This window comes from Kosakonia oryzendophytica (assembly GCF_900094925.1).
GTDB classification, from domain to species: Bacteria; Pseudomonadota; Gammaproteobacteria; order Enterobacterales; family Enterobacteriaceae; genus Kosakonia; species Kosakonia oryzendophytica.
Map to the genome: position 1 here is coordinate 120,152 of NZ_FMAY01000006.1, position 15,614 is coordinate 135,765.

10 protein-coding genes are annotated in these 15,614 nt (G+C 56.3%); 7 read left to right on the plus strand and 3 right to left on the minus strand.

Annotated features, from left to right (window positions below):
* Window position 1: 1 nt before the first annotated feature.
* Genes GA0061071_RS12005 through GA0061071_RS12015 form a run of 3 tightly spaced genes read left to right on the plus strand, consistent with a single transcriptional unit; the run spans window position 2 to window position 5,468 of the window.
* Window positions 2-3,985, plus strand: a complete 3,984-nt coding sequence (locus GA0061071_RS12005; RefSeq protein ID WP_088238379.1) for a cellulose biosynthesis protein BcsC — start codon at window positions 2-4, stop codon at window positions 3,983-3,985.
* Window positions 3,985-4,464, plus strand: coding sequence for a cellulose biosynthesis protein BcsD (gene bcsD / locus GA0061071_RS12010; RefSeq protein ID WP_061492591.1), 480 nt, complete (start codon window positions 3,985-3,987; stop codon window positions 4,462-4,464). The genes GA0061071_RS12005 and bcsD overlap by 1 nt, the downstream gene beginning before the upstream one ends.
* A gap of 8 nt (window positions 4,465-4,472) precedes the next feature.
* Window positions 4,473-5,468 carry a family 8 glycosyl hydrolase gene (locus tag GA0061071_RS12015; RefSeq protein ID WP_061492593.1) on the plus strand — a complete coding sequence of 332 codons (996 nt, stop codon included), beginning with the start codon at window positions 4,473-4,475 and terminating at the stop codon, window positions 5,466-5,468.
* A 549-nt stretch (window positions 5,469-6,017) separates the two neighbouring features.
* Here GA0061071_RS12015 and bcsG read toward each other — a convergent pair.
* The 3 genes from bcsG to bcsE are packed head-to-tail and all read right to left on the minus strand — an operon-like array spanning window position 6,018 to window position 9,443.
* A complete protein-coding gene (bcsG, locus tag GA0061071_RS12020) occupies window positions 6,018-7,697 on the minus strand; it encodes a cellulose biosynthesis protein BcsG (protein WP_061492595.1) in 1,680 nt (559 codons plus the stop codon).
* Complete coding sequence (gene bcsF, locus GA0061071_RS12025) at window positions 7,690-7,887, minus strand: cellulose biosynthesis protein BcsF (RefSeq protein ID WP_088238294.1); 198 nt, start codon at window positions 7,885-7,887, stop codon at window positions 7,690-7,692. The genes bcsG and bcsF overlap by 8 nt, the downstream gene beginning before the upstream one ends.
* Window positions 7,884-9,443: a cellulose biosynthesis c-di-GMP-binding protein BcsE gene (gene bcsE / locus GA0061071_RS12030; RefSeq protein WP_088238295.1), complete on the minus strand. Its 1,560-nt coding sequence runs from the start codon at window positions 9,441-9,443 to the stop codon at window positions 7,884-7,886. Before bcsE ends, bcsF begins: the two co-directional genes overlap by 4 nt.
* Before the next feature lie 174 nt (window positions 9,444-9,617).
* Between bcsE and bcsR the strand changes: the two genes are divergently transcribed.
* Genes bcsR through bcsB form a run of 4 tightly spaced genes read left to right on the plus strand, consistent with a single transcriptional unit; the run spans window position 9,618 to window position 15,610 of the window.
* Window positions 9,618-9,806, plus strand: a complete 189-nt coding sequence (bcsR, locus tag GA0061071_RS12035) for a cellulose biosynthesis protein BcsR (RefSeq protein WP_061492601.1) — start codon at window positions 9,618-9,620, stop codon at window positions 9,804-9,806.
* A gap of 11 nt (window positions 9,807-9,817) precedes the next feature.
* Complete coding sequence (bcsQ, locus tag GA0061071_RS12040) at window positions 9,818-10,582, plus strand: cellulose biosynthesis protein BcsQ (protein ID WP_061492603.1); 765 nt, start codon at window positions 9,818-9,820, stop codon at window positions 10,580-10,582.
* Window positions 10,579-13,197, plus strand: coding sequence for a UDP-forming cellulose synthase catalytic subunit (gene bcsA / locus GA0061071_RS12045; RefSeq protein ID WP_088238296.1), 2,619 nt, complete (start codon window positions 10,579-10,581; stop codon window positions 13,195-13,197). Before bcsQ ends, bcsA begins: the two co-directional genes overlap by 4 nt.
* A 10-nt stretch (window positions 13,198-13,207) precedes the next feature.
* Complete coding sequence (gene bcsB / locus GA0061071_RS12050; RefSeq protein WP_088238297.1) at window positions 13,208-15,610, plus strand: cellulose biosynthesis cyclic di-GMP-binding regulatory protein BcsB; 2,403 nt, start codon at window positions 13,208-13,210, stop codon at window positions 15,608-15,610.
* Window positions 15,611-15,614 lie beyond the last annotated feature (4 nt).

The window sequence follows — 15,614 nt, forward strand, 5'->3', positions numbered from 1 at the left end:
CATGAGCGTAAAAACCGCCCGTCGGTTATCCACATTCTGCCTCTCCGGCGCTCTGATCTTCAGCACTCCGGGGCTGGTGCACGCCGCAGCAAATGATGCTGCGCTGAAGGCGCTGTTCGATCAGGCCAATTACTGGCATGAAAAGTCCCACGACGATCTGGCCATGGAGTCACTGAAAAAGATCTTAATGGTCGATGCCAACAACGCCCAGGCGATGTATCTGATGGCGCTGTGGGCGCAGCAAAATGGTGATCTGCAAACTGCGGCACAGTGGCGCGCGCGACTGGCGAAAGCTGCGCCGGGAGACAGCAGTTTGCAGGCGCTGGATAACGCAAAACAGCTCGCGCAGGTGCCGCAGGGGCAGCTTACGCTCGCCCGCCAGCAAGCGCGTAGCGGCAACGTCCCGGCTGCGCTGGAGACGTGGCGCAGCATGTTTAACGGCGACACGCCGCCGCCAAGCCTGGCGCCGGAATATTACCAGACCATGGCGAGCGACAAAGCGCTCTATCCGCAGGCGTTGTCGCAGATGCGCCGTTTTGTGGCGCAGTATCCACAGGACACGGCCGCCCGTATCGCATTGGGTAAAATGTTGACCTGGCGTGAAGAGACGCGTCGCGACGGAATTTTATTGCTGGAACCGATGTCCAGCGGCAGCCGCGAGGCTGATGACGGTTTGCGACAGGCGCTGTTATGGCTGGGGCCGCAACCCGGCGATGAGCGTTTTTACGACACTTGGTTGCAGCGCCATCCACAGGACAGCGAAGTGCAGGCGTACTATCGCAAAAATGTTGGCGGCGCGGCGAAAGGGGCCGGCTTTAACGCTCTCAACAGCGGAGACAGCAGCCTGGCGAAACAGAAGTTCGCCCAGGTATTACAAGCGAACCCGGACGATGCTGATGCGTTAGCAGGCCTGGGCTATATTGCCCAGCGCAATGGCGACTATCAGGCTGCTGCTCAGTACCTTAACCGCGCGGCGAGTCAGGGCGGCGACGCCTCCGGCGAACGCCGTGCGCAAGCAGAGGACGCGGCATTTTACGGTCAGCTGGCGCAGGCCCAACACGCCTTAAAACAGGGCAACGTTAGCGAAGCGCTGGCGCTCTCTGCGCCGCTGGCGCAACAGAGTGGCGAACGCGGAACGGCGGCGAAACTGTTCCGTGCGGATGTGTTGCGGCAGAACAAAGATTACAGCCAGGCCGAACAGACGCTGCGCGGCATTCTGAACGAACAACCGCAGAATGCCCCGGCACGAGAAAATCTCTACTACGTGCTGCGTGACCAGAACAAGGCCGCGGAAGCGCAGGCCATGCTGAATACGTTACCAGCGGGCTTGCAGGCGAAGTTGCAACCACGTGTGGTCACCGGAACCCCAGGCGACCCGCTGCGCCGCCAGGCACAGCAACTGGTCGCTGCGGGGAACACGGAGCAGGCGATCAACGTATTACGCCAGGGTGTGACGCGACTACCGGACGATCCGTGGCTGCGTCTTGACCTGGCGCGCTTGCTTCAGCAAACCGGGCGCGAGAGCGAAGGCGCAACCGTCATGATGCCCACCGGGCGCGACGGCGCAGGCGCCAGCTCGCTGTATGCCGGGGCGCTGTTTGCCAGTGAGAATGGCGGCTGGCAGCAGGCCAGTTCGTTGCTGGCGCGTATCTCTCCGTCCAGTCAAAACAGCCAGATGCGCGATCTTGCGCAGCGGGTGAATTACAACCTGCAAATGGCGACCGCAGAACGTTACCTCGCCCAGGGCAATATGACCGCAGCGTCTAACACGCTAAAAGCGCTGTCGGCAACGCCGCCGAAAAACCCGGTCGATGCCGGGAAACTGGCGCGCATGCTGGCCCGAACCGGTGATTTGACTACCGCGGTGTCGCTGGTGCGTGACAACATGAAACAGGGTGTGCAGGGTAACGCCGGTGATTATGCCGATCAGGTTGCCGTGCTCAACCAGGCCGGTCTGAACCAGGAAGCGCAGAGTTTTGTCGCCAGCCCGGAACTGCAATCGCGCAGCACCCCTGCGCAATTGGCGGGCGTGCGTAATGGTTATGTGATTAATGAAGCCGATCGGCTGCGTGAGCAGGGCAACTATGCCGCTGCGTACGACAAGCTCATTCGCGCATTGCAAAACGATCCGCAGAATACGGATTTAATGTTCGCGATGGGCCGTCTGTATCAAACGGGCAAAATGAACAAAGAAGCGGGCGTGCTGTATGACTACCTGATGACGCGGGACAGCGAAGATCAGGCCGCACGTGTGGGCGCTATCGATGTGGCGCTGGCGGAAAACAATGTGGAGAAAGCGCAAAGCCTGGCCAATGGTCTGCGCAGCAACGCATCGCCAGAGCGTTTACTGTTGCTGGCGCGTCTGGAAGAGGCGAAAGGCAACCACCAGCAGGCGATGACCTACCTGCGCAGCGCGCGCGGCAAACTGGTGGGTCTGGACTCTTCCAACAGTGCGGCAACGCCAACCATCGGCGGTGTACTGCTGGCGGATAACCCGTTTATGACCACCAGTAAAACCACCGCTCCGCAATCGCTGTACGGGCAGACCCTGCCGTGGCAAGTAGCGCAGGTGGCTCGTGAACCGGGCAGTACGTTGCCAGGCACCACCCGCACCGATTTACCGGTTGAAACCGCACAGTCCCGTACGCTGCGTCAGGTCGATGACATGATGCAGCAAATGGACGAGAAAACCGGTATGTGGCTGCAGGGCAACGTGGAGATCCGCGGGCGCGATGGCGAAACCGGCACCAGTAAACTGACGGAAGCAAAAGCACCGCTCACCTGGTCCAGTTCGCCGTTTGGCGAGTCGCGTTTTGAGTTTACCGCCACTCCGGTTTCCCTGAGCTCGGGCAGCGCTTCGGGCGATGCCTGGCGCCGCTATGGCTCCAACCCGCTGGCAGATGCGGTGAGCAACATCAGCACCTCAATCAAAACGGCCAACAGTTCCACGGCAACGGATGGTAGCGATAAGTTCACCGATCTCGCCGGCTATGCGAATGCCAGCAAACTGTCGCCTTTTACGGCAGAAGGGTATAGCAATCTGACCTCGCTGCTGAATTCGAGCCGCTTACAAAGCCTGAGCGAATCGAATTATAAGAAGAATTATAACGATGCGATTAACGCCTCGACCGATTCACAAAACGCCAGCGGCGTTGAGCTGAATATGGCGTTGAGCGGCGACAGCTATAAGCTGGATATCGGAACAACGCCGCTGGGTCAGGATCTCAGTACGCTCGTGGGCGGCGTGAAATGGTCGCCGAAACTGACCAACTACCTCACGTTGATCCTGACGGGTGAGCGCCGCGCCGTAACCGACAGTCTGCTCTCCTATGTGGGCCTGTATGATAAATATTCCGGTGAGCGCTGGGGGCGTGTCACCAAAAACGGCGGTAGCGCGCAGTTGAGCTACGATGATGGCGACGCCGGTTTCTACGTGGGTGGCGGCGGTTATAGCTATCTTGGTGAGAACGTGGCGAGCAACACCAGTATGAACGCCAGCGCCGGGGTCTATCTGCGCCCGTTGCATGACAGTTTCCGCCAGTTGCAGACCGGCCTTAGCGTGAGCTGGATGGATTTCTCGAAGAACCTCAGCTACTTCACCTATGGGCAGGGGGGCTACTTCAGCCCGCAGAACTACGTCAGCGTGGCGTTGCCGGTAGATTTCTCGCAGAAAATCGACAACTGGAAACTGCGGCTTGGGGGTTCGGTGGGCTATCAATCCTACAGCCAGGATAAGAGCGACTATTTCCCGACCGCGCCGGAAGCGCAGCAGATGATGCAACAACTGGCTGATATGGGCTTTGTCAAAGAAGCGCAGTATGGCGGCCGTTCGCAAAACGGCATCGGCTATAACGTCCATGCGGGTCTGGATTACAACGTGAATAACAAAATGACGGTGGGCGGTAACGTCAGTTACGACACCTTCGGTAGCTATAACGAAAGCACCGCCGGACTTTATCTCCGGTATATGCTGGGAGACAAATAATGAAAACGGATAATGCCAACGCCGCATTGCTGGCCTATTTTCAGCAGCAACAGACTCCGCCGGGCTGGTTTGATCTGCTTGGCGTGATGATTGATGGCATGGTGCGTAATGTCGGCGAGGCGGAAAGCCTGCCGTTCCTGCGACAGATGGGCGAAGCCATGGCGGATCGCACGCCGCTGCCCGTTTCGGCGACCGTGGGTGAGTTGGAAGCCCACATCAATGCGCAATTGCGGGTGTTCAATTGGGGCTGCATTGACATGATTGTCAGCGAAAATGGGCTGGCGTTCCGTCATCAGGGCATACCCGTTGCCCGCGATAAAGCGCTGCAGACACGCTGGTGTTCGGCGTTTTGCGCCATCCTGGAAGGGCTTTATTCGCGCTGGCTGCGTGGGCAAGGCGGCGATTCCGGTCTCGTTTTTACGCGCGAAAGTCTCTATTCTGTGTCAGATGTAGTATTCCGCTACGCTAAACCACAGTGAGTAAACCCATGTTGAAGCGCATTTTCGCCGCGATGGTGGTGATGGTGAGTCTGCTGTTTTCGTCATTTTCTCAGGCCTCTGCGGCCTGGGATAGCTATAAAGCGCGGTTTCTGATGCCGGATGGACGTATCGTTGATACCGGCAATAAAAGCATTTCTCACACCGAAGGTCAGGGCTACGCCATGCTATTGGCGGTGGCAAATAACGACAGAACCGCATTTGACAGCATGTGGAACTGGACCAACAACACCCTGAAAAACAAAGATAACGGCCTCTATTACTGGCGTTATAACCCGGTGGAAGCCGATCCCATTCCTGATAAAAACGATGCCACTGACGGCGATGTACTGATCGCCTGGGCGTTGTTAAAAGCCGGGCAGCGCTGGAATATCCCGGCGTATCTTGCGGCATCCGATGCGATCACGCAGGCGGTGTTGAAACATACGGTGATCAGTTTTGCCGGTTACCGCGTGATGCTGCCAGGGGCGAATGGTTTCAACCGCAACACCTATGTGAACCTCAATCCCTCGTACTTTATCTTCCCGGCATGGCAAGATTTCGCCAACCGTAGCCATCTTGTGGCCTGGCGGGAACTGATCAAAGACGCGCAAACGCTGCTGGGCAAAATGGCTTGGGGTAAGGCGCAGCTGCCGACGGATTGGGTTGCATTGTCGGCAGATGGCAAACTGTCGCCAGCCAAAGAGTGGCCACCGCGCATGAGCTATGATGCGATCCGTATTCCGCTGTATGTGAGCTGGCAGGATGCGCAAAGTCCGCTATTAACGCCATGGCGCAACTGGTGGCAAGGTTTTAGCCGCAACCAGACGCCTGCCTGGGTGAATGTCACGACCAACGATACCGCGCCGTACAATATGAACGACGGGTTGCTGGCGGTGCGCGATCTCACACTGGGCGCAACGCCCGCAGAGCCGCAAATCACTGCGCAGGACGATTACTATTCCGCCAGTCTGAAGATGCTGGTGTGGCTGGCGCAGCAGAAGTAACGGCGCTGCTGACCCTCACCCCGGCCCTCTCCCTGAAAGGGAGAGGGAGAAAACCGTACCATTCTGTACTCTCGCCCTGTTATCGAAGGACCCGTAAGGAGAAATCCGCACGGGTCTGTTCCCTCACCTTTGTGGGGAGAGTGTCAGGGAGAGAGGAAGTCTGCAGCAACGGTTCCCTCTCCCCTTTGGGAAGAGGATTAGGGTGAGGGGAAGTCCGCAACAGTCGGTTCCCTCTCCCTGTGGTGAAAGGGGCGGGGTGAGGGGATGTCCGCAGCAGTCTGTCCCCTCTCTCCTTTGGGGAGAGGGCCGGGGTGAGGGGAAGTCTGCAGCAGTCTGTTCCCTCTCTCCTTTGGGGAGAGGGTTGGGGTGAGGGGAAGTCCGCAGCAGTCGGTTCCCTCTACTCCTGTGGGGAGAGGGTTGGGGTGAGGGGAAGTCCGCAACAGTCGGTTCCCTCTCTCCTTTGGGGAGAGGGCCGGGGTGAGGGGGCGTCCGCAGCAGTCTGTTCCCTCTCTCCTTTGGGGAGAGGGTTAGGGTGAGGGGAGAAGGGCGTTATTGCGGATATGGCACCCAGTCACCGCCGTTCAGTCGTACATAGGGCCTATCCTGGTACTGAATAACCACCGCGTTCGCATTCTCCGATACCGGCGCGGTCTGCGGCAAATTGCCGATCAACTGCTGCCAGTTCACGCTATCCTGGGTGAAAATCTTCCCATCCAGCACGCGCGTAACAATCTCCGAAATCGCAAGAAAACTGCTCGGCTGGGTAATTTCCAGCGGCGCGCCCTGATGTGGCGCTTTCATGCCAAAAAACTTAATCGCCGCAGGCACGTTGGTGATTGACGGGCTGGGAATGTCGCGCAAGCCGGAAACCTGCATCTTATCGCCCTGCAACGCCGCGCCATGCTCCGGTACCAGCACCACCATCACTTTGCGCCCGGATTTCTCCAGTTGAGTGAAGAAAGCATCCAGTTCATCGAACAGCTTCTGTGCCCGCAGCTTGTAATCCGCGCTTTTGCGATCGCCCGGGTAGTGGTTACCATCGTGCAGCGGCAACAGGTTGTAGAAGGTCGCGGTACGTTTACCCTGGTTAGTGGCCTCTGACTCCATCCAGCGATTCAGCACCGCGGTATCGTCAAAAATTGGCGAGCCGTCAAAGGAGAGCAGGACCGGTGGCAGACCAGCCTGGTTCATCAATGGCACTTGTATGCCGCCATTGTCGCGGACCTCTTTCAGGAAACCACCGAATTCGCCGTTGTGATCCATCATCAACTGTTGGGTGAAACCAAGTTTCGCCAAATTATCAAACAGATAGCATTGCGCTCCCGCCTGCTGATAGAGGTTTTTATGTGATGACTGGCCGCAGCTTGCGCGTAACAGGCGAATGGCCGCCGGGCCGCTATAAGCGGTGGCGGAGTTAAAGTGTTTAAATACCATATCGAAGTGTGACCACAGCGGATGCGACATCAGTCCGGCGGCTTCGATATCCGCCCAGGAGAGTGAGCAGATATTGATCATCAGCAGGTCGAAAGGCTGTGAGTCTGCCGCCAGCTCAGTCGGGAACGTGCTCTGACGTTTCTCTTCCGATGCGTAGAAACTGGCCAGCCATGCGTTGAGGTTTTCTGAGGTTGGCGGAGCAGTCTGCGCCGGAATATCGCCAACCACTGGCGTATCCCCCGCCGTTGCGACGGTTGCCGCCGCCGCGCCGCCGGTGGTGGTTACCGTGGTGGTTGGCTGGCCTCCGGGCCACAACGAGAAGGCCGGACCGGTAAGAGTCAACACGTTCAGCCAGATCATCAGCGCAACGACAAACACCGTCACGCGGATCCACTGCGACAAAAAGAGCCAGGCAATCAGCAGAACGAACAACGCACCGACCATTTGCCAGTTAATAAAACGCAGCGCCAGGTCGGCCAGATAACTGGCGCTGAATCCGGCAACCTGCGAACCCTGGCTCATCATGCTTTCCAGCCCCGGCAACCAGGTATCGTGCCAGAACAGCCCGAAGCCGACAGGAATGGCAATCCAGTGCCGCAGGCGGTGCAGACGCAGGTTTGGCAGCGGCATCAACAGGAATGCCATAAATACCAGGTTCAGCAGGGGATGAAAATTAAGGTATCCCGCCCACAGCAGACCGAACTTCACCAGAAAATAGAAGTTCCAACCGGAAAGGCCGCGCCAGTATTGCCACAGCGGCGAAGGCGTTGGAGAGGTCGTTGTATGATTAGTCATTTTTACGGTCTGCCTTGACGAGCGATTCCCGGCGCAAAATACCGATTGGTTTCACATAGCGGGGTTTGGAAAAGGTTAAACGGAGCGCGGTACGAATCGGGCGCGACCAGTGGCGGGCAAGATACCCCAGCGGGAAGAAAATTAACGCGCACAACACAACAAGCTGAACGATATCGCTAATCGACATCATGATGTACGCTCCGTGGTTTCGCTGAGTAACCGGTAATGTTCCGGGATACGGCGCCAGGCGGTGCCATCGTGTTCTGCATTGATCACTTTCTTCGTTTCACTCGTGACGATTAACGGTTTTGCCCACTGATCCGGCGTCAGCGTGCGCATTTGTACCAGCTCGGCGGCAATCTGGTTATCTTCGAACCACACCATGCGATTAGAGAAAATATCCGCCGTTGGCAGCGGAAAAATATGGTTCAGTGCGGTGTCGAGATCGTTGACCCGGCAGAAAGATAAAAACAGCACCAGCCGGTTATCGCCAATGCTCACAATATCCCCGGTGCGGTTTGGCCGGCACAGGGTGAGTGCTTGCTCAACGCGAATGCCCGGCACCGGTCGCAGCGCGACCATTACGCCTTTGCCATCTGCGGGTAAAAGCTGGTTATTCACCATATTGCTGACAGCATCGCAGAATGTGCCCCACGGCTGGAAACCTCGCAGTTTCAACGGTTGGGTCATCGACAGCAGCGTGGTGATATCTTCCGGCACCCGACGGTTGAACTGCTGGCCTTGCACGCTTTCTATTAACGTTAAACAGCGCGATAACGGAGCATTCCACGGGATAACCATATTGGCTCCGCAACCCAGCAACAGGCGCTCATCCGTGGCGCGCAGGCTGGCGTGGCTTTCACGGACAATGATTTTCAGGCCGCTACCGCGTTGGCGACGCAGCGTGTGGATCTGCCGCGCAATACTGTCTATTTGATTATTTTGCGTCAGCGCAAATATCAATGTTGCCGCCTGGCTGGCGCGAGCTTCTTCAAATAATGCTTCGTTGGTTTCAAATAATGACCAGTATTCGGAGAGCGGCGGTGCGCCTTCCAATACAGCAATATTACTTAAGATTCGCTTTTCATCGCTGCGTGGCTGGACAGATGTTTCTTCCCGTTCCGCTAATTGCCAACGTCCTTGAAGATTAAGGATCTGCAGCTGTTGCCGTGCGCTAACTCCTTTTTCATTACACCACCAGGCAACGTCATAAACATGTAAGTCATTTTGATAGCGTAAACTGGCCAGGCCAAATAATGTGCGGTATTCACTCATTAAAATCGACGTCTGTTTATCGCTGTTGCCGCTGGGGTTAATTATCAGCAACGCACATTTATGGTATTTTGCCCACGCATGAGTTTTTTCCAGCCATCTTTGCAAATTATCCACGGGAATATTCTGAAATGCATTGTTGGCACACAGCAGGATCAGTAAATAATTTTCAGGCTCTATAGAGCACAGTAAATCGCGGGTGAAAAAGTATAGACCATTTTCCTGATTTGGCATGGTGAACAGCTGGACTTTTTCTGGCCCGTGATCGTTATCCAGGTGCATGATTTTATGCAGATCGTGGCCCATGCCAATTATTGCGACTTTGGCTTCTTTATCTTGTGTCGCAATCGTCTGATTTATAAGATTGATTCCATCCTGCTCGCGATCGGCATTTATCCACCAGACGCCGCCTGCGGGCATATGACGTAATTCATCCCATAACGACTGGATTCCAATAGAAAATACGGGGTCCACGATGTCCCTCTTACAGAGAATTTAACTGTATCTCAGTTTACTAGCGTAAGCGAAGAAATAAACCTAACATTGAAATTAAAGAACATCAGATTTAGCATGTAAACGAATTTTCTCAGGCGCGATTGCCTTGCCTCATTTGCTCAAGTGCTTTTTATTCATAGGGATCGGTTAAACATGCATAGCGATGAATTCGAAAGTCAGACAGATCCCACGCTGGGCTACACATTTCAAAATGATTTTCTGGCGCTGAGCAAAGCATTTTCATTGCCTGAAATAGATTATGCCGATATTTCCCAACGAGAACAGTTGGCGGCAGCTATTAAGCGTTGGCCGCTGCTTGCTGAATTCGCCCGTCAACAATAAGGGAGCCATGAATGGCCATCTTGGGATTACAGGGGATACGCGGTGGCGTGGGTACAACATCCATCACTGCGGCTCTGGCCTGGTCATTACAATTATTAGGCGAGTCGGTGCTCGTTATTGACGCGTGCCCCGATAATCTTTTGCGCCTGTCATTTAATGTCGATTTCGATCATAACGGCGGTTGGGCGCGCGCGTTACTGGATGGTCAGGACTGGCGTGATGCGGGATTGCGTTACACTTCCCAACTGGATGTTTTGCCTTTTGGCCGCCTGACGACAAGCGAATGGGAAAATAGCCAGCGGCTGCCCGACGTGCTTAACGCGCTCACCTCTATTTTGCAGGCGCTGCAACAGCAACAACATTATCAGTGGGTGTTGATCGACCTGCCGCACGGGTATTCACCACTGGCTCGTCAGTTTATTGAGCAGTGCGATCATACGCTGACCATTATCAAGCCGGACACGAACTGCCATGTGCGCCTGCACCAGCAGGTTTTACCCGTGGGCACGCATATCCTGATAAACGATCTGCGCGTAGGCAGTCAGCTACAGGATGACCTCTGGCAGGTGTGGTTGCAGAGCCAGCGACGAATGTTGCCGATCTATATTCATCGCGATGAAGCGATGGCAGAGTGCATGGCTGCAAAACAGCCGCTGGGCGAATACCGGGCTGATGCGCTGGCAGCGGAAGAGATGCTAACGCTGGCGAACTGGTGCCTGCTGCACTGTGCACAAACGCGTGCGGGCAGTGAGGAGCTGGCAAGGAGTCCGCAATGAGTCGCCTGTCTGCCTGGTTGCTGATCCCGCCAGTTAGCGCGCGTTTAAGCGAGCGCTATCAGCACTATCGCCGTCATGGCGCATCCGGGTTCAGCGCGGCTTCTGGCTGCTTCTGGGCGATACTCGCATGGATGTTCATTCCGCTTGAGCACCCACGCTGGCAGCAATTGCGTGCGCAGCAACATCAGTTATTTCCTCACATTGATCCTGACAAACCACGCCCTTTCGACCCGGCGCGTTACCTGGTGCAAACCCTTTGGCTGTTAGTCATCCTGCCCTGGGGACCGCCGAAATCCGCGCGCCGTCAGCGCTTTGCCCGGGCTCGCGCGTTGCGTGGGCGCTGGTATCACTGGCTGGATAGTCTGCCGGCACGGGTAACGCAACATACCGGTCACCTCGACCACAAAAAAGAGCTGGCGCATATTCATCCGCGCGTCCGGCGTTTCATTCTTGGCGTGGTGGTTGTCTTCTCGCTGGTTCTGGCGATTTTGTGTATTACGCAGCCTTTTAACCCGCTTTCGCAGTTTGTGTTCCTGATGTTGCTATGGGGGGTGGCCCTGCTGGTACGGCGTATTCCGGGGCGCTTCTCAGCGTTAATGTTGATTGTGCTGTCACTCACTGTGTCCTGTCGTTATATCTGGTGGCGTTATACCTCGACACTGAACTGGAACGATCCGGTCAGTCTGGTGTGTGGCCTGATACTGCTGTTTGCGGAAACCTACGCCTGGATTGTGCTGATCCTCGGTTATTTCCAGGTGGTGTGGCCGCTCAATCGCCAGCCGGTGCCGTTGCCAAAAGAGATGGCGCTGTGGCCCTCGGTGGATATCTTCGTGCCCACCTATAACGAAGATTTAAACGTGGTGAAAAATACCATTTACGCGTCATTGGGCATTGACTGGCCAAAAGATAAACTCAAAATCTGGATCCTTGACGATGGCGGCCGCGAAGAGTTTCGTGTCTTCGCCAACACCGTCGGGGTGGAGTACATCGCCCGTACCACTCATGAACACGCCAAAGCCGGGAATATCAACAACGCCCTGAAATATGCGAAGGGCGAATTTGTGTCGATTTTCGACTGCGACCATGTGCCCACGCGCTCGTTCCTGCAAATGACCATGGGCTGGTTCCTGAAAGAGAAAAAGCTGGCGATGATGCAGACGCCGCACCATTTTTTCTCGCCGGATCCGTTTGAACGTAACCTCGGGCGTTTTCGTAAAACGCCTAACGAAGGCACGCTCTTCTATGGCCTGGTACAGGATGGCAATGACATGTGGGACGCCACCTTCTTCTGTGGCTCTTGTGCGGTGATCCGCCGTGAACCGTTGGATCAAATCGGTGGCATTGCGGTAGAAACCGTCACCGAAGATGCGCACACCTCCCTGCGTTTACACCGCCTGGGTTACACCTCCGCGTATATGCGTATTCCGCAGGCGGCAGGGCTGGCGACGGAGAGTCTGTCTGCACATATTGGGCAGCGTATTCGCTGGGCACGCGGTATGGTGCAGATCTTCCGCCTTGATAACCCGCTGTTTGGCAAAGGGCTGAAGCTCGGGCAGCGATTGTGCTACGTCAACGCCATGTTTCACTTCTTATCGGGTATTCCACGCCTGATCTTCCTGACCGCGCCACTGGCATTTTTGCTGCTGCATGCCTACATCATTTATGCCCCGGCGCTGATGATCGCGCTGTTCGTTCTGCCGCATATGATCCACGCCAGCCTGACCAACTCGAAAATTCAGGGTAAATACCGTCACTCCTTCTGGAGTGAGATTTATGAAACGGTACTGGCCTGGTATATCGCGCCGCCTACGATGGTGGCGCTCTTTAACCCGCACAAAGGCAAGTTTAACGTCACGGCGAAAGGCGGCCTGGTGGAAGAAGAGTATGTGGACTGGGTGATTTCCCGTCCCTATATCTACCTGGTGTTGATTAACGTGCTCGGTCTGGCGGTTGGCGTATGGCGCTACTTCTATGGGCCGGAAAACGAAATCCTGACGGTCTTCGTCAGTATGGCGTGGGTGTTCTACAACATGGTCATTCTCGGTGGCGCGGTGGCGGTATCGGTGGAGAGCAAGCAGGTTCGCCGGGCGCACAGGGTCGAAATCTCCATGCCAGCGGCGATCGCCCGTGAAGACGGCCATCTTTTCTCCTGTACCGTGCATGACTTCTCTGACGGTGGGCTGGGCATCAAGATCAACGGCCAGGCGCAGGTGCTTGAAGGGCAACGTGTAAACCTGTTGCTCAAGCGCGGTCGGCAAGAGTACGTCTTTCCTACGACCGTGGCGCGCGTCTCCGGCAATGAAGTCGGTTTGCAACTGATGCCGCTGACCACCAAACAGCATATCGATTTTGTGCAGTGTACGTTTGCCCGCGCCGACACATGGGCGTTGTGGCAGGACAGTTTTCCGGAAGATAAACCGCTGGAAAGCCTGTTCGATATTTTGAAATTGGGTTTCCGCGGCTATCGCCATCTCGCGGAATTCGCTCCGTCGTCAGTGAAGGTGATTTTCCGTGTGCTCACCGGCCTGGTCTCCTGGGTGGTGTCGTTTATCCCTCGCAGGCCAGCACGGAACCTGACGGCACAGCAACCGAATCCGGTTATGGCTCAACAATGATGAAAACGCGATGAAAAGAAAACTCTCCTGGATTTGTGCAGTGGCAGTGGGGATGAGTGCGCTGCCTCCGATGACGACCCTTGCGGCGCCAACTGTTCCGACCGTTTCGCCAGCGACACAGCCAGTGGTCACGCAAGGGCCAGCGCAAGCGGAAGCCCTGCGACCGACGACGCCGACCACCGGGCAGACGCTTCCTGCCGCGAATGGTGCGGCGATGGTTGGCCAGGTTATGCCTGGCGTACAGGGCGCGAACGCGCCGGTCGTGGCGGAAAACGCCCCGTCCCGCGATGTGAAGCTGACGTTTGCTCAGATTGCGCCTCCGCCGGGAAGCATGGTGCTGCGCGGCGTCAATCCGAATGGCGGCGTTGAGTTTGGCATGCGTAGCGATGAATTGGTGTCAAAAGCGGTGCTGAACCTTGAGTACACCCCGTCACCGTCGCTGCTGCCGGTGCAGTCACAGTTGAAGGTTTACCTGAACGATGAATTGATGGGCGTACTGCCGGTCAGCAAAGAGCAACTGGGCAAAAAAACGCTGGCGCAGGTGCCGATTAACCCGCTCTTTATCACTGATTTTAACCGCGTGCGTCTGGAGTTTATCGGGCACTATCGCGATGTCTGTGAAAACCCGGCCAGCAACACGCTGTGGCTGGATATCGGGCGTAGCAGTTCGCTGGATCTGACCTATCAGAAGCTGGCTGTGCAAAACGATCTGTCCCACTTCCCTGTTCCGTTCTTTGATGCGCGTGATAACCGTGCCTTAACGCTGCCGATGGTCTTTGCCGATGCGCCGGGCCTGGGGCAACAGCAGGCTGCGGCGGTTATTGCTTCCTGGTTTGGTTCCCGCTCCGGCTGGCGCGGGCAGACGTTCCCGGTCAGTTACAACACCCTGCCGGACAGTAACGCCATTGTTTTCGCTACCAATGATAAGCGTCCGGACTTTCTGCGTGATGCCCCGGCGGTGAAAGGGCCGACCATCAGCATGATTGCGCATCCGGGGAATCCGTATGTGAAGTTGTTGGTGGTGATGGGGCGTGACGATAACGATCTGTTGCAGGCGGCAAAAGGGATTGCGCAGGGCAACGTGTTGTTCCGTGGCGATAGCGTCACGGTTGATGAAGTGAAACCGTTGCTGGCGCGTCAGCCCTATGATGCACCGAACTGGATCCGCACCGATCGTCCGGTCAGTTTTGGCGAGCTGAAAACCTATGAAGAGCAGCTGCAATCGACCGGGTTGCAACCTGCGTCGATCAACGTGGCGCTGAATCTGCCGCCGGATCTCTATCTGCTGCGCAGCAACGGCATTGATATGAACCTCAATTACCGTTATACCGCGCCGCCGACGAAAGATAACTCGCGCATGGATATCAGCCTGAACAACCAGTTCCTGCAATATTTCAATCTGCTGAGCAATCAGGACAGCAATAAGTTGCTGCTGCGCTTGCCGGTGCTACAGGGATTGTTGGACGGTAAAACGGATGTCTCCATTCCGGCGCTGAAACTGGGGGCTGTCAATCAGTTACGCTTTGATTTCCAGTATATGAACCCGATGCCGGGCGGCACTATCGATAACTGCGTGACTTTCCAGCAGGTGGATAACCGCGTGGTGATTGGCGACGATTCCACCATCGATTTCTCGAAGTATTACCACTTTATTGCCATGCCGGATCTGCGTGCTTTCGCCAATGCAGGCTTCCCGTTCAGCCGGATGGCGGATCTGTCGCAAACGCTGGTGGTGATGCCCCCTAAACCCGCGCCTGCGCAACTGACCACGTTGCTCAATGCGTTGGGCACCGTAGGTGCGCAGACGGGCTTCCCGGCTATTAATGTGCAGTTGACCGACGATGCCAGCAAAATCCAGGGCAAAGATGCGGATATCATGATTGTCGGCGCGATTCCGCCATCGCTCAAAGATGATAAGAAAATCGACCTGCTGGTGGAGGCGGCGCAAAGCTGGGTGAAAACGCCGCAGCGCCAGACCCCGTTTACGGCGAGCCTGCCGGATGAAGTCGATCGCCAGGCGGAGACGCAGACCGCCGTCACCTCCGACGGCCCGATGGCAGCCATTGTCGGCTTCCAGTCACCGTTTAACGATCAGCGTAGCGTGGTTGCACTGTTGGCGGATAGCCCGCGTGGTTACACCTTGCTCAATCAGGCAATGAATGACAGTGGTAAACGCGCGGCGATTTTCGGTTCGGTGTCGGTGATCCGCGAGTCCGGGGTGAACGGTTTACGCGTTGGTGACATCTATTACGTGGGCCATTTGCCATGGTTTGAGCGTGTCTGGTATGCGCTGGCGAACCATCCCGTGCTGCTGGCGGTGCTGGCGGCGGTGAGTATTGTGCTGCTGGCGTGGGTGCTGTGGCGTCTGTTGCGGATCATCAGCCGCCGTCGTCTTGACCCGGATCACGAGTAACGGC

Bases quoted from the DNA above. Each gene is read 5' to 3' on its own strand.
- GA0061071_RS12005 (WP_088238379.1), top strand. From the start codon at position 2: ATGAGCGTAAAAACCGCCCGTCGGTTATCCACATTCTGCCTCTCCGGC.
- bcsD (WP_061492591.1), top strand. From the start codon at position 3,985: ATGAAAACGGATAATGCCAACGCCGCATTGCTGGCCTATTTTCAGCAG.
- GA0061071_RS12015 (WP_061492593.1), top strand. From the start codon at position 4,473: ATGTTGAAGCGCATTTTCGCCGCGATGGTGGTGATGGTGAGTCTGCTG.
- bcsG (WP_061492595.1), bottom strand. From the start codon at position 7,697: ATGACTAATCATACAACGACCTCTCCAACGCCTTCGCCGCTGTGGCAA.
- bcsF (WP_088238294.1), bottom strand. From the start codon at position 7,887: ATGATGTCGATTAGCGATATCGTTCAGCTTGTTGTGTTGTGCGCGTTA.
- bcsR (WP_061492601.1), top strand. From the start codon at position 9,618: ATGCATAGCGATGAATTCGAAAGTCAGACAGATCCCACGCTGGGCTAC.
- bcsQ (WP_061492603.1), top strand. From the start codon at position 9,818: ATGGCCATCTTGGGATTACAGGGGATACGCGGTGGCGTGGGTACAACA.
- bcsA (WP_088238296.1), top strand. From the start codon at position 10,579: ATGAGTCGCCTGTCTGCCTGGTTGCTGATCCCGCCAGTTAGCGCGCGT.
- bcsB (WP_088238297.1), top strand. From the start codon at position 13,208: ATGAAAAGAAAACTCTCCTGGATTTGTGCAGTGGCAGTGGGGATGAGT.